General features: G+C 39.9%; 18 protein-coding genes. 11 read left to right on the plus strand and 7 right to left on the minus strand.

Annotated elements, in window-relative coordinates:
- Window positions 1-5: 5 nt before the first annotated feature.
- From H277_RS0117920 to mobA, 7 genes are all read right to left on the minus strand, one after another.
- On the minus strand, window positions 6-338 hold the full coding sequence (locus H277_RS0117920) for a diacylglycerol kinase (protein ID WP_338107167.1): 333 nt from the start codon (window positions 336-338) through the stop codon (window positions 6-8).
- A 31-nt stretch (window positions 339-369) separates the two neighbouring features.
- The gene (locus H277_RS0117925; protein ID WP_115170872.1) at window positions 370-1,545 is read right to left on the minus strand and encodes an efflux RND transporter periplasmic adaptor subunit; all 1,176 of its coding nucleotides are present in this window, start codon (window positions 1,543-1,545) and stop codon (window positions 370-372) included.
- Between the two features lie 6 nt (window positions 1,546-1,551).
- Entirely contained in the window at window positions 1,552-5,892 is a 4,341-nt protein-coding gene (locus H277_RS0117930) for a CusA/CzcA family heavy metal efflux RND transporter (RefSeq protein ID WP_019977010.1), read from the minus strand.
- A 474-nt stretch (window positions 5,893-6,366) separates the two neighbouring features.
- On the minus strand, window positions 6,367-6,762 hold the full coding sequence (locus H277_RS0117935) for a hypothetical protein (RefSeq protein ID WP_019977011.1): 396 nt from the start codon (window positions 6,760-6,762) through the stop codon (window positions 6,367-6,369).
- Between the two features lie 120 nt (window positions 6,763-6,882).
- On the minus strand, window positions 6,883-8,880 hold the full coding sequence (mobC, locus tag H277_RS0117940; protein WP_019977012.1) for a conjugal transfer protein MobC: 1,998 nt from the start codon (window positions 8,878-8,880) through the stop codon (window positions 6,883-6,885).
- A 101-nt stretch (window positions 8,881-8,981) separates the two neighbouring features.
- Entirely contained in the window at window positions 8,982-10,271 is a 1,290-nt protein-coding gene (mobB, locus tag H277_RS0117945; protein WP_019977013.1) for a conjugal transfer protein MobB, read from the minus strand.
- An 87-nt stretch (window positions 10,272-10,358) separates the two neighbouring features.
- A complete protein-coding gene (gene mobA / locus H277_RS0117950; protein ID WP_019977014.1) occupies window positions 10,359-10,796 on the minus strand; it encodes a conjugal transfer protein MobA in 438 nt (145 codons plus the stop codon).
- Window positions 10,797-11,515: 719 nt separating this feature from the next.
- Between mobA and H277_RS0117955 the strand changes: the two genes are divergently transcribed.
- From H277_RS0117955 to traJ, 11 genes are all read left to right on the plus strand, one after another.
- Window positions 11,516-12,283: a ParA family protein gene (locus H277_RS0117955; RefSeq protein ID WP_019977015.1), complete on the plus strand. Its 768-nt coding sequence runs from the start codon at window positions 11,516-11,518 to the stop codon at window positions 12,281-12,283.
- A gap of 5 nt (window positions 12,284-12,288) precedes the next feature.
- The gene (locus tag H277_RS0117960) at window positions 12,289-12,735 is read left to right on the plus strand and encodes a DUF3408 domain-containing protein (protein WP_019977016.1); all 447 of its coding nucleotides are present in this window, start codon (window positions 12,289-12,291) and stop codon (window positions 12,733-12,735) included.
- Between the two features lie 11 nt (window positions 12,736-12,746).
- Window positions 12,747-13,019, plus strand: coding sequence for a DUF3408 domain-containing protein (locus tag H277_RS0117965; protein WP_019977017.1), 273 nt, complete (start codon window positions 12,747-12,749; stop codon window positions 13,017-13,019).
- Window positions 13,020-13,021: 2 nt separating this feature from the next.
- Entirely contained in the window at window positions 13,022-13,660 is a 639-nt protein-coding gene (locus tag H277_RS0117970; protein WP_019977018.1) for a hypothetical protein, read from the plus strand.
- A 156-nt stretch (window positions 13,661-13,816) separates the two neighbouring features.
- Window positions 13,817-14,110: a helix-turn-helix domain-containing protein gene (locus H277_RS0117975; protein WP_019977019.1), complete on the plus strand. Its 294-nt coding sequence runs from the start codon at window positions 13,817-13,819 to the stop codon at window positions 14,108-14,110.
- A gap of 140 nt (window positions 14,111-14,250) precedes the next feature.
- Entirely contained in the window at window positions 14,251-17,439 is a 3,189-nt protein-coding gene (locus H277_RS0117980; protein ID WP_019977020.1) for an SIR2 family protein, read from the plus strand.
- Between the two features lie 186 nt (window positions 17,440-17,625).
- On the plus strand, window positions 17,626-17,931 hold the full coding sequence (locus H277_RS0117990; protein ID WP_002979435.1) for a DUF4134 domain-containing protein: 306 nt from the start codon (window positions 17,626-17,628) through the stop codon (window positions 17,929-17,931).
- 11 nt (window positions 17,932-17,942) lie between these two features.
- A complete protein-coding gene (locus H277_RS0117995; protein WP_019977022.1) occupies window positions 17,943-18,272 on the plus strand; it encodes a DUF4133 domain-containing protein in 330 nt (109 codons plus the stop codon).
- Window positions 18,269-20,773 (plus strand): TraG family conjugative transposon ATPase, encoded by a 2,505-nt coding sequence (locus H277_RS0118000; RefSeq protein WP_019977023.1) that lies wholly within the window; start codon window positions 18,269-18,271, stop codon window positions 20,771-20,773. The genes H277_RS0117995 and H277_RS0118000 overlap by 4 nt, the downstream gene beginning before the upstream one ends.
- A 28-nt stretch (window positions 20,774-20,801) precedes the next feature.
- Entirely contained in the window at window positions 20,802-21,434 is a 633-nt protein-coding gene (locus H277_RS0118005) for a DUF4141 domain-containing protein (RefSeq protein WP_019977024.1), read from the plus strand.
- Between the two features lie 3 nt (window positions 21,435-21,437).
- On the plus strand, window positions 21,438-22,430 hold the full coding sequence (gene traJ / locus H277_RS0118010; protein ID WP_026357721.1) for a conjugative transposon protein TraJ: 993 nt from the start codon (window positions 21,438-21,440) through the stop codon (window positions 22,428-22,430).
- The last annotated feature ends 17 nt before the right edge of the window (window positions 22,431-22,447 follow it).

The raw sequence follows: 22,447 nt of genomic DNA on the forward strand, positions 1-22,447 counted from the left end.
TTGAGTTAATCATGGAACAAATAGGGATAATAGATAATAGAAGCACATACTATCGAAACCAGTACCATGAAGGCTGAAGCTCCCGCAGAGATGTCTTTGATAAAACCTATTTTCGGGTGATAATCAGGATGGATGAAATCGCATAATTTTTCTACCGCTGTATTTAACGCCTCCACTGCGAGTATCGCTCCGATAGCAGCTAATTGAAACATCCATTCATAACGGTTGATACCAAAATAAAATCCTATCACAATGAAAACAGAACAAAGAAAGAACTGAGCCTTCGCAGCATCTTCGGTTGTGAGTAAATACCAAGTTCCTCTTAATGTAAATACCAAGCTTTTTGCTCTGCCCTTTAAAAAACCTCCTTTACTCTTCATCCTCCGTATTTTTTAGTTTCATTAAGAGCGTATAGGCATTTTTGGAAACGATATTTTTATCTGTAAAATCTGTATCATTTACAATCTGGACAAAGCCGTTTTCTTTCCCGCCTACAGTTATGGGCAGCATTTTATAGGTTTGTCTGGCAGTTTGCACAAACACATAATCCTTTCCCTCAAAATTCACGATGCTTTCTTCCGGAACGGCATGAGCGAACGAGATTTTGGTTTCTATTTCGGCATTCATGTACATACCCGGCAACAGGCTTTTGTTATAGGGGTCAAAATGACAATGCACTTCCGAAATACCATCGCTGCTGATGTCTTTGCTGATAAGGATGATTTCCCCTTCATATTTTTTGCCAGGTTCTGCATTGGAATAGGCCATTAGTTTTTGCCCGATTTTCAGTTTATCTATGTCGTTTTCATAGACTTTCAAATTGAGGTGCAAATCGTTGGGATTGACTAATTCAAATAATATGTCTGCAGGATTTACATATTTCCCGATGTTCACATTTACCTTGCTCACAAAGCCATTGATCGTGCTGTAAACCGGAATGGTTTTAGTGATTTTATTCGCATTCAGGCTATTGGGATTGATGTTGATAAGGCGTAATTGCTGTGCCAGGGCATTCATCATAATCTGCTGGTTATTCACTTCTGCCTGTGCAGTCTGCATTACCTTATCGCTGCTGGCCTGGCTTTGGTTGAGGTCTTTTTGTCGCTGGTAATCCAGCTGAGCAAAGTGCAGTTTTGATTTGGCCTGCAAATAGTCCTGTTGCAGTTTTATATACTGCGGGTCTTCCATCACGGCAATAGTTTCCCCTTTGCGCACATACATTCCGGGCAGTAAGCGGGTGCTCTTCAAAAAACCGCCCAAAGGCACACTTACCGAAATCAGGTTTTGCGGCGGCACGTCAATCTTTCCGTTTAATTTTAAAACAGTGGCAATGTTTTTTTCTGAAAGGCGTACCGTTTCAACAGCCGCATTTTTTAATTGGGCATCCGTTAATACTACGGTATTGCTTTCATTTACAACAGCTTGTTTAACATCTTCTTTAGGCTTGTTTTGGCATTGAACCAGCAACAATATTCCCAGAACGGGAAGCAGTATTTTCAGCATGCCCCGGTTTTTATTTTTTATATCGAATGAATACATTGTCATAAGAATTTAATTGAGATAATTGATTTGTATAATAGTATCGTTCAGCATTTTGACAGCATCAGCGTAATTACTTTGAATACTGATGGCTTGATTTATGAGCATTACAAAGTCCAGGTAATTGATTTCCCCGTTGGTGAACTGCTTTTGTATTGTTTCGGTAACGACTGCCGCATTTTTTAGCCCTTCACTTTCATAATAGTTTACAATTTCCAAATTGCGCTGATAGTTTTCCGAGAGTTGTTTATACCGGTTCTGTAAATAAGCACTTGTAGCCTGCAATTGGTTTTCGGTAATACTTTCCGTGATTTTGGAAGCATTGATTCTCGCTCTTTGCGACTGTGAAAAAACAGGAATGGAAAAACCAACCTGTACAGAATGGAATTGAGGGGAAGCGTTGTATAACTTATCATCGGCTCCGGTTCCTTTGAAACTGTTGAGATTGTAACCAATCATCAAACCGGGCAGTAATTTAGATTTTTCTACTTTGGTTTGGCTCGCTGCAATATTTTTCTGCTGTTCCAAAACCTGTATAACAGGATTTTTGCCGGTTTCATCCACCTGTAGCGGAATTATTTTTTCAGGGGATTCCACTTTATAAACCGTATCCGAATTTAATAACCATTGCCACTGCAACTTCGCTGTTTCTAATTCCCGCTGCACCTGTTTCAACTGGATATTGATAGCAGCCTTTTGATTCTGTGCAGTGGTTTTTTCCAAAATATTGCTTTCTCCTTTTTGCAGGCGCAACAAAGATTTAGCATAAAAATCAGCGTATAAGGAATCTGCTTTTAGCAGCAGCCTTTCCTTTTCCTGCCAGAACAGGATGGCATAAAAAGTTTGGGTAACGGCTTTTTTTAATTCAAATTCTTTCAACGAAACATTCAGCAAACTGTATTTCCATTCCTGTGTAAACAATTCTTTCTGCCTTTTATAAACCGTTGGAAATGCGATATTCTGTGAAATTCCGAACTTGGTATCGTTGTATGCACTGTTGATCTGACCGTAATCAGCCGTGATACCAGTCTGCGGAATATCAGCCGAAGTTTTGATGACGGCCTTGGCATAATCGGCCTTCAGTTTTTCGGTTTTTAAATTTTGATTATTTTGAACAGCCAATGCAATAGCCCTGTCTAAAGTGATTTTTTCCTGTGCTTTAACAGAACCCATTCCCATTAAAGAAATCCCTGAAACGATCAATAATGTGATTGCTTTTTTCTTGAATGGATTCATTGTAAAACCTTTTTCAAATGCGATGAACAATAAAGGAAGAACGAATAATGTGAGCAAAGTAGCCCCCATCAGTCCACCAATAACTACCGTTGCCAGCGGACGCTGCACCTCTGCACCTGCACCATTGCTCAGCGCCATTGGAATAAAACCCAATGAAGCCACAAATGCGGTCATCAGCACGGGGCGCAAACGGGATTCTGTTCCGTCTACCACGATGCGGACAATGTTTTTGATTCCTGATTTTTTTAAACGGTTGAATTCGGCGACCAAAACAATTCCATTTAAAACAGCCACGCCGAACAGTGCAATGAAACCTATACCGGCACTTATGCTAAAAGGCATTCCCCGAAGCGCTAAAAAGAAAATTCCGCCAATGGTGGATAATGGGATTGCGGTATAAATCAATAAACTTTCCTTCACTGATTTAAAAGCAAAAAATAAGAGAATGAATATCAAAGCCAATGAAATAGGCACCGCAACCATCAAACGGCTTTTTGCCTGGTTCAGATTCTCGAACGAACCGCCATAAGTAATAGAATACCCGGCCGGAAGCTTGATTTGCGCATTCACTTTGGCTTGCAATTCCTGAACAATACTTTGCACATCCCGGCCTTTTATATTGAAGCCGACAATAATCCTGCGTTGTGTATTCTCCCGCTGAATTTGATTGGGGCCATCTTTTATCTTCACATCTGCCAACTGTGAAAGAGGAATCTGATTACCGGATGGTGTTGGAATCAATAAATTCTGTACGTCTTCCAGATTCTTCCGCACGTCGGCATTTAGTTTTACAACCATATCAAAACGTTTTTCCCCTTCGAAAACCAAACCGGTGCTTTGTCCGGCAAATGCCGTATTGACCACCTTGTTGATGCCGGCTACAGACAAATGGTATTGGGCAATCATTGGGCGGTTATAGGTAATAATAACCTGGGGCATTCCGGTTATAGGTTCTATATAAAGGTTTTGTACGCCATCCACCGTATTGATTATTTTCCCTAATTTGTCAGCCGTCGCTGCCAGGGAATCCAAATCATCCCCAAAAATTTTCAGGACCACATCCTGTCTTGCACCCGTCATCAGTTCATTGAACCGCATATTTACGGGATATTGAAAACCTGCTGAAATTCCCGGTACATCTTCCAAGGCCTTGCTCATTTTCTCCGATAGTTCCGGAAAAGTTTTGGCAGATGTCCATTCGCTTTTGTCTTTCAGAATCACCATCATATCGCTGGCATCCATCGGCATCGGGTCTGTGGGTACCTCGCCGCTACCTATTTTGGTTACTACTTTTATCACTTCAGGAAAGCGTGTTTTTAGGATATGGGCGGCCTTTTGGGTACTTGCAATGGTCGTATTAAGGTTACTTCCCGTTAAGACCCTGGTATCCACTGCAAAATCGCCTTCTTCCAAAGAGGGGATAAACTCGCCTCCCAATCTCGACATCACGAAAATGGCCGCAATAAATAAAACTGAAACCACGGCGATAATGCGTTTGGGCATGCGGATGGCTTTTAACAAAAATTTTTGGTAGAAGGCTTCTACACGACGCATAACCCTATCTGAAAGATTGTGCTTATGGCTGATTTTCCTGCTCAGTACCCAGGAACTCATCATTGGGATATAGGTAAGCGATAATAAAAATGCGCCCAATAAAGCAAAGGCTACGGTCTGTGCCATCGGTCGGAACATTTTGCCTTCTATACCTTGCAAACTTAGGATGGGAAGGTAAACGATCAGAATGATGATCTGCCCGAATACAGCACTGTTCATCATTTTCCCCGCAGAACCAATTACCGTATTATTCATTTCCTTTTTGGATAAATTGGTCATTTGCTGAAATCTGGCGTTATGCGACAGTTGGTGCATCACCGATTCTACAATGATGACGGCACCGTCTATAATCAGCCCGAAATCCAAGGCTCCAAGGCTCATCAGGTTGCCGCTTACCCCAAACAAATTCATCATACAGATGGCAAAAAGCATGGCCAGCGGAATAACCGATGCTACCAGTAACCCCGCCCTGAAATTCCCAAGGAACAGAACCAAAACGAGCACTACAATCAGTGCGCCTTCCATCAGGTTTTTTTCTACTGTACTGATGGCATTATTGACCATTTTGGTACGGTCCAGGAAAGGCTCAATGACTACGCCTTCGGGCAGGGTTTTCTGTATTTGGGCTACTTTAGCTTTTACATTCTTGATGACTTCGCTGCTGTTTGCACCTTTCAGCATCATCACTACGGCACCCGAAACTTCGCCCTGGTCGTTGTAAGTCATAGCCCCATAACGAGTGGCATAACCCATTTTCACGTTTGCCACATCACGGATAAACAAAGGTGTTTCGTTGTTTTTATTGGCAATGGAAATATTGCCGATATCTTCCAGGCTGCCTATCAGGCCTTCGCTGCGGACATATAAAACGGTAGGCCCTTTTTCGATATATGCACCACCGGTATTTTGATTGTTTTCTTCCAAAGCCGAAAAAATATCGTTGATGCTAATCCCGTAGGCATTGAGTTTGTCAGGATTTACTGCAATTTCATATTGCTTGAGTTTGCCACCGAAACTACTCACTTCAGCAACCCCCTTTACGCTTAATAACTGCCTGCGCACAATCCAGTCCTGAATGGTACGCAGTTCGGCGATGTCATATTTTTGTTCGTAACCTTTTTTGGGGCGGACTACATATTGATATATTTCGCCCAAGCCGGTAGAAATTGGTCCTAATGCCGGTGTGCCGATCCCTTGGGGGATTTGACTTTGCACTTGCTGCAAACGTTCAGCCACCTGTTGTCTTGCCCAATAAACATCTATATCATCATCAAAAACAATGGTAACGAGCGAGAGTCCAAAACGGGAAAAGCTGCGTATTTCTTTGGTGCCGGAAATGTTGCCCGTTGCTTGTTCTATGGGGAAGGTAACCAGGCGTTCAATATCCGTCGCACCAAAAGAAGGTGCTATCGTAATAACCTGTACCTGGTTGTTGGTGATGTCAGGCACAGCATCAATTGGTAATTTCGTGGTTTGGTAGGTGCCAATTCCAATGAGCGCAATGACCAAAAGCCCTATGATGAGTTTATTCCTTACGGAAAACTCAATGATTTTAGTAAGCATAGTTTTACTTGTTAATCAAATTATTATTCAATACAATTACAAATAGATACAGCAGTATTTATCGTAAATAAAATAACAGGATTAACCAATTGACAACCACATTCCATGAAGCCCCGGTTTTATGGAGACAGAAATGAACAATAATGATATAACACTTTCATGTAGGAGATCAGTGCATAACAAAATCGCACCTCAACAATTTTTCAGGCAGACTATACAGAATACCCTAAAAATTGAGTTGAAGATGAAATTCTATACAATCATGCCATAAGAAAAGTCCATGAATAGGCACACAAATAACAATGAGGCAATGTTTTTTTTAACTTTGGAGGAAATCGAAAAAGAAATAAAATCTTTTTCCCCAAAGTATAACACAAACCTGCATTCAATAGAATGTGTTAATACTGCATAGCAAACCTTCCTTTATGCAAAGTGCAAAAAGAATTTACGAAAAGTCAATTGGTTAAAAAAGAATTAACAAGATCTTGGAGGCTGCCAAATAGAAGAAAGAAACTGGTTGGAGATAAATGCATCGTCAAAAGAAACTACCTTAGACGATTCTCGTATGTCAATTTTATGAATTGATTCAAAAAAAAGCGGTTGGGGATATACGAAGCAAAAGCTTAATACGTCTCCGTGCATAATGAAAGGTAGTTTTTGATCCTGATCATAGTCATCATCGTGAGGATGATTTTCAAGGTGGTTGCCTTCGTAGTGAAGTACCAGAAACTCCATGACGGAAATTTGAGGATTTTTTTCTTTATGCTCGAAATAATGCTCTACCAGCATAGGAAACTTCAACAACTGACCTAACTCTGTTGTTGAAATAAGATATGTAGATAGAAAAAATATTGCGAGCACTTTTTTCATACTCACAAAGTTACTGAAAACTACATTTAATCCCACATTTAATCCCACATTTCACCGTAATTTATACTGTATCCAGATAAACTGTTGCAGAATTTAGATATTCAGACACTTTTTTATTACTTACCGTGAAAGCAAATGCAGTAAGTTTGGATCATTCTTGATACGCTCCATTTCGCTTTCAATAATATTTACAATATCTATTTTTATCTGACGGTAATTGCTTTCGATTTCCTGTTTCATTTTATCCTCTCCGTGTTCATCAACAAAGGATAGGATTTCCGGTATCTTCTGATATACCTTAGTTTCTGCGGCAACTTTTTCATTGTCCACGACAATTTCAGCGTGAAATATCTTTTGCTCGATACGTTCATCGAAGTTGTCCGATACGGAACCGACAAACATACCCTGTGTGAGCGTTGAAATTTTGGAAGCCGGAATAAGACTGTCTAACTGTGTGGAAATAGAGGTAGATTTATCGTTGCGGTTAATCGTCATACTTTGGCGTTTCTGCAATACTTTTCCGAAGCGTTCCGAAAGGCTCTTTGCCGTTTCTCCAACCACCTGACCACTGAAAATATTACCTACTGTATTCTGTATTACCTTGCTCTCTTTGTCGCCATAATCCCTTGTTAATTGCGAAAAATCCTGAAATCCTAAACATACTGCCACCTTATTACTTCTGGCAGTTGCGATAAGGTTATCGAGTCCCCTGAAGTAAATCGTGGGCAACTCATCTATGATTACTGAACTCTTTAACTGTCCTTTCTTGTTAATGAGTTTTACAATTCTTGAATTGTACAAACCCAATGCTGCGGAATAAATATTCTGACGGTCAGGGTTGTTACCTACACAAAGTATTTTCGGTTCTTGTGGGTTGTTGATATCCAATGAAAAATCATCCCCTGTCATTACCCAATACAGTTGCGGGCTAATCATTCTTGACAAAGGAATTTTTGCCGATGCAATCTGTCCCTGTAATTGGTCTTGTGCACCGCCTTGCCAAGCATCCATAAACGGCGATAAGTAGTTTTCCAAATCGGGATAGGAAGTTAAAATCGTGAATACGTCCGAATATTTTTTATTCAGCAATTCAATAGCGTGTGGGAAAGTACAATACTTACCGTCCTCATAGATTTTCAGATACCATATAATTGCTGCCAATAGGATAATTGGGCTTTCCACGAAAAAATCCCCTTGCTTCTGTATCCACGACCTGTTAAGGTTAAGCATTATGGTATAAGCTGCTTCGTAAGCATCGGAAATGTCCGTCATAAAATCGGGATTGAGTGGATTACACCTATGGCTCTTGCGTGGGTCGTCAAAGTTGATAACGTAGAATTTAGGCTGTACTTTGTACTTATCCCTGTGCTTTAATAAATGGTTGTATGCAATGGTTGAAAGGTCGTCAAACTTGAAATCGTAGATATACATACTAAAGCCTTTCTCAATCTGCTGCTTGATATAATTGTTTACGATTGCATACGATTTTCCTGACCCCGGAGTACCCAACACAATTGAGGCTCGAAAAGGATTGACTATGTTAATCCAGCCATTGTTCCATTTGCCTTTGTAATAAAACTTCGTGGGAAGATTGACAGAATATTCGTTTTCCATCAGCGTTGTTTCCTGCTGAAAGCTCTCGTTCTCATTATTGAAAACATCATCCATCAGATTGGTACGAAGCAGTCGACTCATCCATACACCTGCCATCAACAAGGCGATATAACCTAACGAGATAGTAAGGATATAAAGAAATGTGCCTATTACCGGAGATAGTTTTAACAATGGTGTGTTCAGAAAGAACAGCACAAAACCAACTCCTAAAGCCACGTAAATTTTAGACCAGGTTATTTTTTCATTTTTTACACCTTTGGTTCCCAGACAGCTCAAAGCCAGCAATACCAAAGCAAATACTTTGGTATATAAAGTGTGCGAAAACAGCCCGGCAGTACGCTGAAAATTGCTTAATATCTTGTTGATTACTTCCAGTGTCCAGCCACGTTCCATAAAGAAACCGTAGCAAAACCAATAAAGGTGCATCAGTACCAATAGAATACTTACTGCCCTCATAAAAGCCATTATCTTGGCAAGTCCTCTTAAATCGTCTTCTCCCTGCATTATTTTAAGTTTTAATGTTCGGGCGTGAATTTATAGGCTCTACATAGTGGCTATAAGAATTTGGCAGTCATTGGCTTTGAGTGGCGGTATTTGGCTGAATACTACTGCTGACCTCTTTTGCGTTTACGTTTCTTCTTCATTTTGTTGGCAAAGCCCTGTTCCTCGTAGTCTTCTCCCTGTGCTTCAGGTATAAGCAAACCTCCAAAGGCTTCAATCAAACGGTCTTCGTGTTTTTCAGTAGTTAAGAAATCGAACAAATGATGTGGTTCTTCCGCAGGAAGATCCGCATCATTTGATGGGGATGTTTTTGGCAGTTGTACAGTTGGTTCTTTAATATCCGGTTTGATGTTGTTGTTCCAATAATCATTAAAGGTATTGGCGGAAAGTTCCTTGCTTAAACGTGAACCGTTCCATACGCTTTTAGAATTGTGGTCTATAAAGGTCATTCCGTAAATACGTCCCGTGTCATTTCTACGCACCACAACATTAATCCCTTGTTCCCCTAATTGTTTTTTAAAAGCCTGTTCATTGTTTGTGGATTGCAGGGCAATAGTAACGGCTGATTTTAAGGTCTGTTTAGCTGGGGTATCTTTCAGTGTTGTTTTGCATTTCGCAAAATGCAGTTCCAAAGCCGGAAGCCCTGCGTTCTTTCCGAAAAGCGAAGCCTTAAACGGATGTCCGGCTCTTTCGCCTTTCTCATTCAATGGAATGTACAATAAACCCTGCTGTGCCTTTCCGTGTAATTCTCCCTCCACTTTCTCGGTAGTAATATTGAACAGGGATAGCAAAGCATTGTATTCTCCCAAAGTTTGGTATTGATAATAGTTCGGCAAGTGGCGAATGACCGAAGCAATCTGACTTTTTATATCACTTGCCCGATAATCCACCGGACGAAAAACCTTATCATTGTGATTATGTTCTTTGTCCGTTGCGGGTATCAGACCGTGTTTTCTTTCCAGTTCACGGCATACATTCATAGACCGCATTTTCTCAAAACTATCCGAAATTTTCACGCCCTGTTCGTCCACGCAGACCGATACGATATGGATATGGCTACGGTCAATATCGGTATGTTTGAAGACCACAAAAGGCTGTTCGCCGTAACCCATTTCCCGCATATATTCTTGTGCCATTTCCCTATACTTGTAATCGCTAACTTTATCTTTCGGGTCGGGATTGAGCGAAATATGCAAGGTGTGATATTGCGTATTGCGATTTGCGATAAGGTACGGCTCAAAAGATTGGGTTAATTGAGAAACGGTATATGCTCCGCTTGGCGTTTCAATTATCTTATTGGTAAACAGAATTTGTCCGTTTTCCTTTTTCACTTTCAGATTATTATATGCCAACGCACCGTACAAATTTTCGCTTCTTCCGATTTTTGCTATCATTTTTCATTGATTTTTTTATTTTCTTAATGGTAATGAAGCGTGGATGAGCTATTAATTTTTATCTTTTAATGGATAGCTCATCCAGGTCTAACGCTGTTTTTTCAGATGTTTGGCTTCAAATTCTTCGGTTAGCTGGATGATTTTCTGACACAACATTGCCATTTCAGCCGTCTGCTTTTCCAATTTGTACAGGAAAGCTGCGGCTTTCTTTTCCGAAAAATGACGGTACAACAGCTTTACAATCTGATTATAATTGATACCTATTGCCCGAAACTGGCTGTGAAAAGAAGTCAGTCGCATATAAAAATCAACCGTTCCTTTATCAATTTTGACCGACTTCATTTCCTTTCCGAACACTTGCGAAATGATAAACTTTGCTTTATTGGGCATTCCCGATACTTCAAAAAGCGATAAAAGTTTGGCATTTTCCTCATCTGTCAATCGGAAAACGTGGCGGTGGGTGCTTGGGTTGAGCTTGGGCTTACGACCGCCCTTATTCTGTTTGCTGTTATTGTTCTCGTTCATCACTAATCCATTTATAATTCACACGAAAAGCCGACTTCGGAGGGTTTTTCTGCTCCCTGCAAGGGCAAGTTGTTTTGAGGCACTAAACTCGGTTTAGAGTGCCTCAAAACACAACTTGCCGTGTTCTGATGAACACAAAAATCCGCCCTGCGGGACGGATTAAATTTAACAGGGAAAAACGGCTCGATGCCGTTGCTGTTAAAGTCCATTTTGTCAGTTCTATTTTGCATAAATCCGTTAATAAAAATCTTTCTACAAAGTAAAGACCTGTTTACGAAAGCATTGCACTGTAACACAGTGCCAAACACTGCCTTTGAACGCCAAACACTACCACACACATACAATGAAAAGAACATCCATAGTTCTTTGCATCAGATTTCAGGCAGGAACTCAATCAGGACTGATAGATTGACAGCATTCAAGAATGCAGACAATCCTGCAATCCTGACGGCTGGATTGCAAGAATGCAAGAGTGATAGCGTGACGGCTTGCAATCAATCGTGATTGCTCTCGTGAATGCAGGATTACAGGAACGCAGGAATGACGGCTATCCTGCCTGATAGCATACAGGAATGACTGCCGTCCTGCCGTATCGCAGACAGGCAGGAAATCACGGGTTCAGTCAAGAAAGCCTGCTGGCTATCCTGCAAGGAAGCCTGAACGAAATCTGGAACGCAGGACTGCCTGCAAGCAAGTAGAAACATTAATTTTTTAAAAATATGGAAACAAAAAAGAAACCTCTGTTTATTGCCTTTTCTTCTCAAAAAGGCGGTGTCGGCAAAAGTACCTTTACAGCACTTGTCGCAAGTACGCTCCATTACCGAATGGGCTACAATGTAGCGGTATTGGATTGTGATTACCCACAGCACAGTTTATTGAAAATGCGTGAAAGGGATTTGAAAACCGTAAGGGAAAACGAGAGCTTTAGGAAAATGGCTCATAAACAGTTTATGAACATTAACAAAAAAGCCTACACGATTGAGAAATGTAAAGCTGAAACGGCTTTGAGCGAAGCCAACGATTTAATCCAGTCATCAACCGTTCCCTTTGATGTAATTTTCTTTGACCTGCCGGGAACGGTCAATTCAACGGGAATACTCCAAACCCTTATGGGTATGAACTACATTTTTTCGCCCATAACGGCTGACAGGGTTGTCGTGGAAAGTACGTTGAGCTTCACACAGGCACTTACCGATATTATTATGAAAATCGGAGAAAGCAACATCAAGGGTATCCGCCTGTTTTGGAACCAAGTGGACAGGCGTGAAAAATCGCACCTGTACGATTTGTACGGCAAGTTTATAACAGATATGGGCTTCTCCCTGATGAAGACCTACATAACGGACAGCAAGCGTTTCAGAAAAGAGGGTGAGGCAATGGAAAAAACAGCATTCCGTTCCTCTTTATTACCGCCCGACCAAAGGTTGATGACCGCTTGTCATTTGGATTTATTTATACAGGAATTTTTAAGAACCATTGAATTGTAAATGCTATGGAAAAAAGAAATAAAAAAGGAAACGCACCGGAAATAGACGAAGAATATATAATGTCGTTAATGGCAGGCGGTGTCCGCAAAGAGGGAATGCAACAGCCTCCAGCCGAAACTCCTGAAGAACATGCCAAAGAGGAAATAAAAGAACAAGTCAAAGAGCAGATACAGGAGAAGCCTGTACAAAGAGAACGTACCAGAGCAAAGAAAAATATTGACAGTACCTACGGCGAAAAGTTTCTGAATACGCACTCTATGGAAAAAAGAGGCGATAAGAGTATCTATATCCGTCAGGAGTATCACGAACGTTTATCTCGTATTGTACAGGTCATCGGGAATGATAAAATACCACTGTATGCGTATCTCGACAATATTTTGGAACATCATTTTGAACTATTTGAGAAAGCGATTACCGATGATTTTAATGAGAAATTCAAACCTATTTTTTAAAATATCTGATTATGAAAAATGCAAAACAAAAGCCGGAAAAAGCGTTACGCACGGCTCAATACAAATCCACATTTCTTACTCCGACAGAATTTTTGGCACGGAACGGAAAAACAGTATATATCAGCAAAGAATTTCATCAGAAACTAAGCCAGCTCGTGTTTATGCTCGGTGGTGGAAAGCTTACGCTTGCTGATTATTTACAGAATTTGCTACAACATCATTTTGATGATTTCGGAGCCGAAATGAGAGCGATTTACGACAAAACGAAAAAGCCAAACTTTTAGCTATGGAAACAATAATTGTAATATGCCTGCTGATAATCATTGCCTTGCTATTGCACGACAAGATTGTCGTTAAAAAGAAACCGGAACAAAAACCGACACAGGAAAAAGTCAATCCGAACCTGCCTGATATTATGGGGCAACCGAAACCCGTAAGAAGCCAATCAGTGCCAAACAGTGCCAATGAAAGCCAAATGGCGGAACAAGAAATAAACCCCGATAATTTAGACATCGAATATGACGAGAACGAAGACGTCAGCATTCAAATTCCGCAGGAAGAATTGGACGAGGTTTTCGGCAATGTACCTGATTTGACAGAGGAAGACGACGAAGAATGGAACAGGTACGGAATATCCGGCACAGATAGCGGTTTTGCCACAGGGGTTACCTTTCAGGAACTATCAAACGTGGGGGTCTTGCTTCAAAAAGAAAAATTAGAGCCAGCCCAAAAGGAAACAGCGATTGATATAGTTCAAAGATTACAGGGAACCGAATTATTTGCACTGCTGGAAAGTTCAATGGACGGTGCTTCCCGAAAAATTGCCGAGCTTTTGGACAGCACCGTTTCATCCGAAACCAAAGACAATTCTTCCAATTTGCGGAAAAGTGATTTTAATGATTTTGATATTGGGGAGTTTGTGTGAATATTCAGATCGAAACTTACACAAAACGGCATTTAAGAAAAGTGCTAATTGAAACGTTGTATTCAATTAGCACTTTTCTTTTTTAAAATTAATAATGATAAAGAACTTCATGTCAAAAAAAACATTAAATTTGACATAAAGTGACAAGTCATTAAAATGGAACAAAGAGATTTTGGTATTAAGGTCAGACAATTACGAGAGCAGAAAGGATTACTGCTCAGGCAAATTGCAGCAGCATTGGAAGTTGATACTGCTCTTGTAAGCAAAATAGAACGAGGAGAAAGGAAAGCCAGTAAAGAACAGATTATGAAGATAGCTGAATTGTTGGAAATAAACCCAGACGAACTGCTGGTAATATGGCTTTCAGATAAAATTGTAGATATGCTGCAAGAAGAACCATTAGCATACAAGGTACTTAAAAATTCAGAAAATCGATTAAAAAATAAATAACGATATGGATGGCAAGTCATTGAATATAACAGAAGATTACAGTAAATGTATATTCAAAACTAAAAAAAGCACAAAATACGATGTGAGGAAATAGCTTTAGATGTACAAATGAAACACTAACCAATTAATCATAGATATTAATGAATCAAGAATTACCATATGACGCTTTTTTGCGAACGCTTAAAGAAAATACGGATACAGGACACGTATTTCTTTTAGGAGCTGGAGCTTCCATTAGTTCTGGTATTCAGTCAGCAGCGGACTGTATTTGGGAATGGAAAAAGAATATTTTTATTACTAAAAATCCCAATCTTTCTAAACAATATAGTGAATATAAATCGGAAACCATTCAGCGTAGCATCCAACGTTGGTTAGATAATGAGGGAGTATATCCTAAAGAAGGAAGTGCTGAAGAGTATTCTTACTATGCCTTAAAAGCTTATCCGATTGATGATACCAGAAGAAAGTATTTTGAGAATATATGTAGGAATCGTGAACCACACCTCGGATACAGATTGCTCTGCCTATTAGCTAAATATGGCATGGTAAAATCTGTATTTACTACAAATTTTGACGGATTAGTAGAAAAGTCAGCCTATCAAACAGGACTTACTCCTATTGCGGTATCATTGGAAAGTACAGAAAGAATACATAGAGCTTCCAGTAGCAACGAGCTTTTAACTGTATCATTACATGGTGATTTCAAATATGGTCCTTTGAAAAATACAGGTGCAGAACTCGATACCCAACATAATACATTCGTTGCCGCATTAGAACAACATTTGTATGATAAACATTTAATTGTGATCGGTTATAGTGGTAGAGATAAATCTTTAATGGAGGCCATTAAGAAAGCTTACTCAAAGCCAGGTGCAGGAATGTTATTCTGGTGTGGTTTCGGTTACAATATTAATCAAGACGTTGAAGACTTGATTAATCATTTAGAATCACATGGTAGAAAAGGATTTTATATACCAACCGAAGGTTTTGACACCACACTTATTCACACATGTAAAACATGTTTAGATGACAATCAATCTTTCGTCAAGGATGTAAACGATATATTACAGAATAACTCTATTGAAGGAATTGAAAAAACTCCTTTTTCAATGGAAGTCAAACAACCTCATGTTCTCCTAAAAAGCAATCTGTTTCCGGTAACTTTTCCAACAGAAGTTTTTCAGTTTGAAGTACCATTTAAAGAAGATGAGCGAGTTTGGGCTACCATACGCGAATTGACAAAAGGTAAAAATATTGTAGCAGTTCCTCTGAAAAAAATGGTTTACGCATTTGGTATTCAGTCTCAGATTAGAGAAACCTTCTCTGGAAGGTTAACAGGTGAAATAAAAAGAACTCCAGTAACATATAATGAAGTTAAAGACGGAAGTGTATTTAAGAATCTCTATTTAAAAACAATTATTGATTCTTTATGCCAATTATATAATTTGAGAACAGACGGCTTTGAAAAAATATACCTACCAAACAGCAAAAAAATACAGTCTAAAAATGGAATTCAATATCATTTATATGATGCTATTGAAGTAGGCCTATTTTTTGACAACAATATACGTTCAGAAAAGCCCTTTGCATACATTAACTTAAAACCAACATTCTTTCTTGATTCGGAAGAAGAAATTCCGAAATCTTTGAAATTTGAAGTGGGGAAATCGTATCATGAAATATTGTATCAAGGACAACCTAATGTAAAATTTAATAACCAACTTGAACGTTGGAAATCTATTTTATTTCCAAATGGAAAAAACTTAACATTTGAGTATCCACAAAATTCTGGTACAGCATTCAAATTTTCCATAAGTTCAGGTACTATGCATGTAGCACTTGCAAAAGCAATGGGAGGTTATCCTTTTCGTTTCCCTAATAATTTCAATAAGAAATCTATTCTTCATAATGGTATTCAATATAAAGAACCGAATCTTGAATTCTTAGATAAGCTTACCGGGACTGTTATTACAGACTTTCATCCTATGAGAGGCTTGACAAAAAATAGACCTTATGACTTTTCATTAAATGGAAACGTTTTTGATCCGGAAATTAATCTAGGTATTATTTGCCCAAATCTATATAGAGTTCCTGTTTATGATTTTTTATGCCGTCTTAATAAAACGCAAACAGCCGGAACTTCAAATCCTGATTACTTGATTGATTATCCTGGTTTCATAAATGCTTATGGTATTCCGTTTAATGTACCTGATATCAATAGCGATTTGTGGAAAGATAGCGATATAAATTTGCCAATAAGTAACCTAATGCAATCAGCTAAAGAGTTTTCGGATAAAATAAAAAAGGCTATTGATCAATTGGAAGCTGTAAATAAAAAATTAGTCTTAGTAATTTTTATACCTACAGAATGGAATATTATCAGCGATATAAATAATGAAAATGAAAAATTTGATTTGCATGACTATATTAAAGCTTATGCGGCTCAGAAACAGATCGCCACACAGTTTATTCAGGAAAGCACCTTAAAAGATTCTTTAGTATGTCAAGTCAACTGGTGGTTATCACTTTCTTTTTATGTTAAGGCTCAAAGAACCCCTTGGGTGTTGAATGGACTCGAATCTAATACTGCTTTTGTAGGTATTGGTTATAGCGTAAACAAAAAGAAAGATAAAACTAAGGTCGTTTTGGGATGTAGTCACATATATAATTCTATGGGACAAGGGTTAAAATACCGCCTTTCTAGGGTTGAAGACTGTTATTTTGACAAACAAAATAACCCTTACCTTTCCTATCAGGATGCTTATAAGTTCGGAACACTCGTGAGAGAGTTATTTTTCAATACCATGGGAGAAGTCCCAAAACGTGTGGTAGTTCATAAGCGTACACATTTTAAGCCCGATGAAATAAAAGGAATAGTTAACAGTTTAAAAAAATCAGGAGTACAACAAATCGATCTTATTGAAGTTAATTTTGAAGAAAATGCTCGTTTCCTTTCACTTTATACAAAAGATGAGAATATTGTGCCAGGAATGTTTCCTTTGTCTAGAGGATCTTGTTTCTTATTAGATTCTACAACAGCTTTGCTATGGACACATGGGATAGTACCTTCTGTAAAATCTGACAATCGAAGTTATTACTTAGGAGGCAAAAATATACCTATACCATTGAAAATAAAGAAGCATTATGGTTCAAGTAACATAGGAACAGTTGCTACAGAAATACTTGGTTTGACAAAAATGAATTGGAACAGTTTTGATTTATACTCCAAATTACCAACTACAATTCAAACATCGAATGAAATAGCCCGAATAGGCTGGTTATTAAACAGATTCGAAGGAAAAACATACGATTATAGAAACTTCATGTAAAAAATATTATCATTTTGGTCAATGAAAGGCATCAGTTTAAACTGGTGCCTTTCGTTTTTAAAGCCACTCACCGCCAAACACTTCCTCTGACTGCCACTTTGTAATACTGCCTCTATTTCTGAAACACCTTTGTTCCGAAAAGCCCGCAAGGTGTGGGCTGACTTAACAAATTAATGTGTTTCAATTATGGAAAAACAGAGAAAAAAAGTTTTGCTGGCAGCCGTGGCGATGCTGTCAGGAATTGGTGCATTCGCACAGGGAAATGGTTCGGCAGGTATCAACGAGGCTACCCAAATGGTAACAAGCTACTTCGACCCTGCAACCCAATTAATCTACGCCATCGGTGCCGTTGTCGGGCTAATCGGAGGGGTTAAAGTTTACAACAAATTTAGTAGCGGAGATCCTGATACAAGCAAGACAGCAGCTTCTTGGTTCGGTGCCTGTATTTTCTTGATTGTTGCGGCTACTATCCTGCGTTCATTCTTCCTTTAATCTTTTGCCTTATGAATTACAATATCAACAAAGGCATCGGAAGAACGGTGGAATTTAAAGGCTTGAAAGCACAGTACCTGTTCATCTTCGCAGGCGGTCTGCTTGGTATGCTCATTTTGGTGATGATACTGTATATGGCTGGCGTAAATTCTTACGTCTGCCTTTTCCTCGGTGTCGGAGGTGCTTCATTGATTGTATGGCAGACCTTTTCACTGAATAGCAAATATGGTGAACACGGATTGATGAAAATAGCAGCCAACAAAAGGCATCCCCGCTACATCATCTGCCGTAAGGCTGTACACCGCTATTTAAAGTTAACCCTTAAATCAAATAATGTATGAGAAATGTAGCAAAGACTACCACACTGGAAAGCAAATTTCCATTGCTGGCAGTAGAGAACAACTGCATCCTTTCCAAGGATGCTGACATCACAGCATGTTTTGAGGTTCGTTTGCCAGAACTGTTCACTGTAGCATCGGCAGAATATGAAGCCATTCACTCCGCCTGGCACAAGGCGATCAAAACTTTACCGGATTTTACGGTCATCCACAAACAGGATTGGTACATCAAGGAAAACTATGCTCCCGATTTGGCAGCGGATAACCAAAGTTTTTTGGCAAAGTCCTATCAACGCCATTTTAACGAGCGACCATTTCTAAACCATTATTGTTATCTGTTCCTTACAAAGACTACCAAAGAGCGAATGCGGATGCAAAGCAACTTCAGTTCGCTTTGCAAAGGTTCGCTTATCCCGAAAGAAATCAGGGATAAAGAAGCCATACATCGCTTTATGGAAGCCGTGGCACAGTTTGAGCGTATCGTGAATGATAGCGGGTTCATCACTCTGCAACGTTTGAGTGAAGACGAAATCATCGGAACAGATGAAAAGCAAGGATTGCTGGAACAATACCTTACGCTTTCGAGAGAAGTCGGAACTCCGATGCAGGATATCGGTCTGGGTTCCGAAGAAGTACGTATTGGAAACAAAAGATTGTCGTTGCATACTTTGTCCGATACGGACGACCTGCCCGGAACAGTATCGGCTGATACCCGTTTTGAAAAGCTGTCCACCGACCGTAGCGACTGCCGTCTGTCTTTTGCGGCTCCTGTTGGATTGCTGTTAAGCTGTAATCACATTTACAATCAATACCTGTTTTTGGATAACAGCGAAGCCAATCTGCAAAAGTTTGAAAAGTCTGCAAGGAATATGCACTCACTGGCTCGTTACAGCCGTGCCAACCAGATCAACAAAGAATGGATAGAAAGGTATCTGAACGAAGCTCATTCTTTCGGTCTTTCTTCTATTCGGGCACACTTTAATATTATAGCGTGGTCGGAAGATCCTGCGGAACTGAAACAGCTAAAGAACGACTGCGGTAGTGCCTTGGCACTCATGGAATGTAAACCCCGACATAACACTACGGATGTAGCTACCTTATATTGGGCAGGAATGCCGGGCAATGCGGGCGATTTTCCGAGTGAGGAAAGCTTTTACACATTCATTGAACCTGCCTTATGCTTCTTTACCGAAGAAACGAATTATCATAATTCACCTTCGCCATTCGGGATTAAGATGGCTGACAGGCTTACCGGAAAGCCTATCCACTTGGATATATCGGATTTACCAATGAAGCGTGGTATCATCACAAATCGGAACAAATTTATACTTGGTCCGTCAGGAAGTGGTAAATCTTTTTTTACAAATCACATGGTTCGGCAGTACTATGAGCAAGGTGCTCACGTACTATTAGTAGATACAGGTAATTCCTATCAGGGATTATGCGAACTGATTAAAGGAAAAACCAAAGGCGAAGATGGGGTTTATTTCACGTACACAGAAGACAATCCAATTGCATTTAATCCTTTCTATACCGACGATGGCGTTTTCGACATCGAGAAACGTGAAAGTGTCAAGACTTTGATATTGACCCTTTGGAAACGTGATGATGAGCAGCCAACACGTTCTGAAGAGGTCGCCCTTTCCAATGCCGTGAGTGGATACATTGAGCGTATCAAAACGGAAGGGATTTTCCCATCATTCAACGGTTTTTATGAATATGTCCAAGGTGATTACCGCAAGGTACTCGAAGAAAAAGAGGTAAGGGAAAAAGACTTTGACATCGCTAATTTTCTCAATGTGTTAGAACCTTACTACAAAGGTGGAGAGTATGATTATCTGTTGAATTCGGACAAGCAATTAGACTTGCTTTCCAAACGCTTTATTGTGTTTGAAATTGATGCCATCAAGGATCACAAAATTCTTTTTCCCATCGTCACGATTATCATTATGGAGGTCTTTATCAACAAGATGAGGAGGCTGAAAGGTATCCGAAAGCTTATCCTGATTGAAGAAGCGTGGAAAGCGATTGCGAAGGAAGGTATGGCAGAATATATAAAGTATTTGTTTAAAACGGTTAGGAAGTTTTTCGGTGAAGCCATCGTGGTAACGCAGGAGGTGGATGACATCATCCAGTCGCCCATTGTTAAGGAAAGTATCATTAACAACAGTGATTGTAAAATCCTTTTAGACCAACGCAAGTATATGAACAAGTTTGATGATATACAGGCAATGCTCGGGCTTACCGATAAAGAAAAAGGACAGGTACTCTCCATCAATATGAACAACGATCCGTCACGGCTTTATAAAGAAGTGTGGATTGGATTAGGTGGTACGCACTCGGCAGTCTATGCCACCGAAGTTAGTCTTGAAGAGTATTTGGCATATACCACGGAAGAAACCGAAAAAATGGAAGTGATGCAGCTCGCATCGGAACTCGACGGCAACGTCGAACTCGCCATTAAGCATATCGCTATGCAAAGGCGTGAACAAGTAAATCAATAATTATTAATCATTTAAAAATTTATAAACAATGAAAAAAGTAATGTTACTGGTGTGTACGGCAATTATGCTTGCCGTTACACCCTCCGCAAAAGCACAGTTTGTAGTAACCGATCCTGCAAATCTTGCGTCCGGTATTCTCAACTCCGCCAATGAGATTGTACAAACATCCTCCACAGTAAGTAATGTGGTTAAGAATTTTAAGGAGGTTGAAAAAGTCTATAAGCAAGGCAAAGAGTATTACGACAAACTGAAAGCCATCAACAACTTAGTAAAGGACGCCCGTAAAGTGCAACAAACGGTTTTGCTGGTAGGTGATGTATCCGAAATGTATGTACAGAATTTCGGCAAGATGATGAACGATCCCAATTTCACAGCTCAGGAGTTGACTGCAATTGGCAATGGTTATTCGGCATTACTGGGCGAAAGTACCGAGCTACTGAAGGAACTAAAGCAGATCATAACCTCATCAAGCCTATCGCTGAACGATAAGGAGCGTATGGACATTATCGACCGTGTGTACAAAGAAGTCAAGGAATACCACAGCCTTGTACGCTATTACACCAACAAGAACATTTCCGTAAGCTATTTGAGAGCGAAAAAGAAAGATGATGCCAAAAGAGTACTTGATCTCTACGGAACTTCCAACCAAAAATACTGGTAAGCTATGGAATGGAATAATCTTCACGAAGTCCTGCGGTCGCTCTACGATGATATGATGCCGCTTGCAGGCGATATGGCAGCAGTGGCAAAAGGTCTTGCGGGATTGGGTGCATTATTCTATGTGGCGTTAAAGGTTTGGCAGGCTCTGAGCCGTGCCGAACCTATAGATATGTTCCCATTGCTACGACCGTTTGCTTTAGGACTATGTATTATGTTCTTCCCGACAATTGTATTGGGAACCATCAATGCGGTACTAAGTCCAGTGGTAACGGGAACCCACGCCATACTCGAAAACCAGGTACTCGACTTGAACCAATTGCAACAGCAGAAAGACCAATTGGAATATGAAGCAATGGTCAGAAATCCAGAAACAGCTTTTATGGTATCGGACGAAGAGTTTGATAAAAAACTGGATGAATTGGGCTGGTCGCCTTCCGACATTGGAACAATGGCAGGAATGTATATGGACAGAACCGCTTATCAGCTAGAGAAAGCCCTTAAAGATTGGTTTCGCAATCTGTTGGAAATACTCTTTCAGGCAGCCGCATTAGTCATAGATACCATCCGAACGTTTTTTCTGATCGTCCTTTCCATACTCGGACCAATCGCCTTTGCGATTTCCGTATGGGATGGCTTTCAGAGTACGCTCACACAGTGGCTCACTAGGTACGTCAGTGTGTATCTCTGGCTACCGGTTTCAGATCTGTTCAGTTCCATGCTTGCAAGGATACAATCACTCATATTGGAGCGGGATATTGAGATGCTCGCCGATCCGAGTTATATCCCCGATACCAGTAATACCGTGTACATCATATTTATGATCATCGGCATTATCGGATACTTTACGATACCTACCGTAACAGGTTGGATTATCCAGGCCGGAGGTGCAGGAAACTTTACACGAAATGTAAATCAGACAGCAATGAAAGCCGGAAATGTAGCAAGTGCCGGAGCAGGTTCTGCCGCAGGTAATATAGGTGGTCAGCTAATGAAATAATGTAAAATAATTAATCA

This window comes from Empedobacter brevis NBRC 14943 = ATCC 43319, from assembly GCF_000382425.1.
GTDB lineage: Bacteria > Bacteroidota > Bacteroidia > Flavobacteriales > Weeksellaceae > Empedobacter > Empedobacter brevis.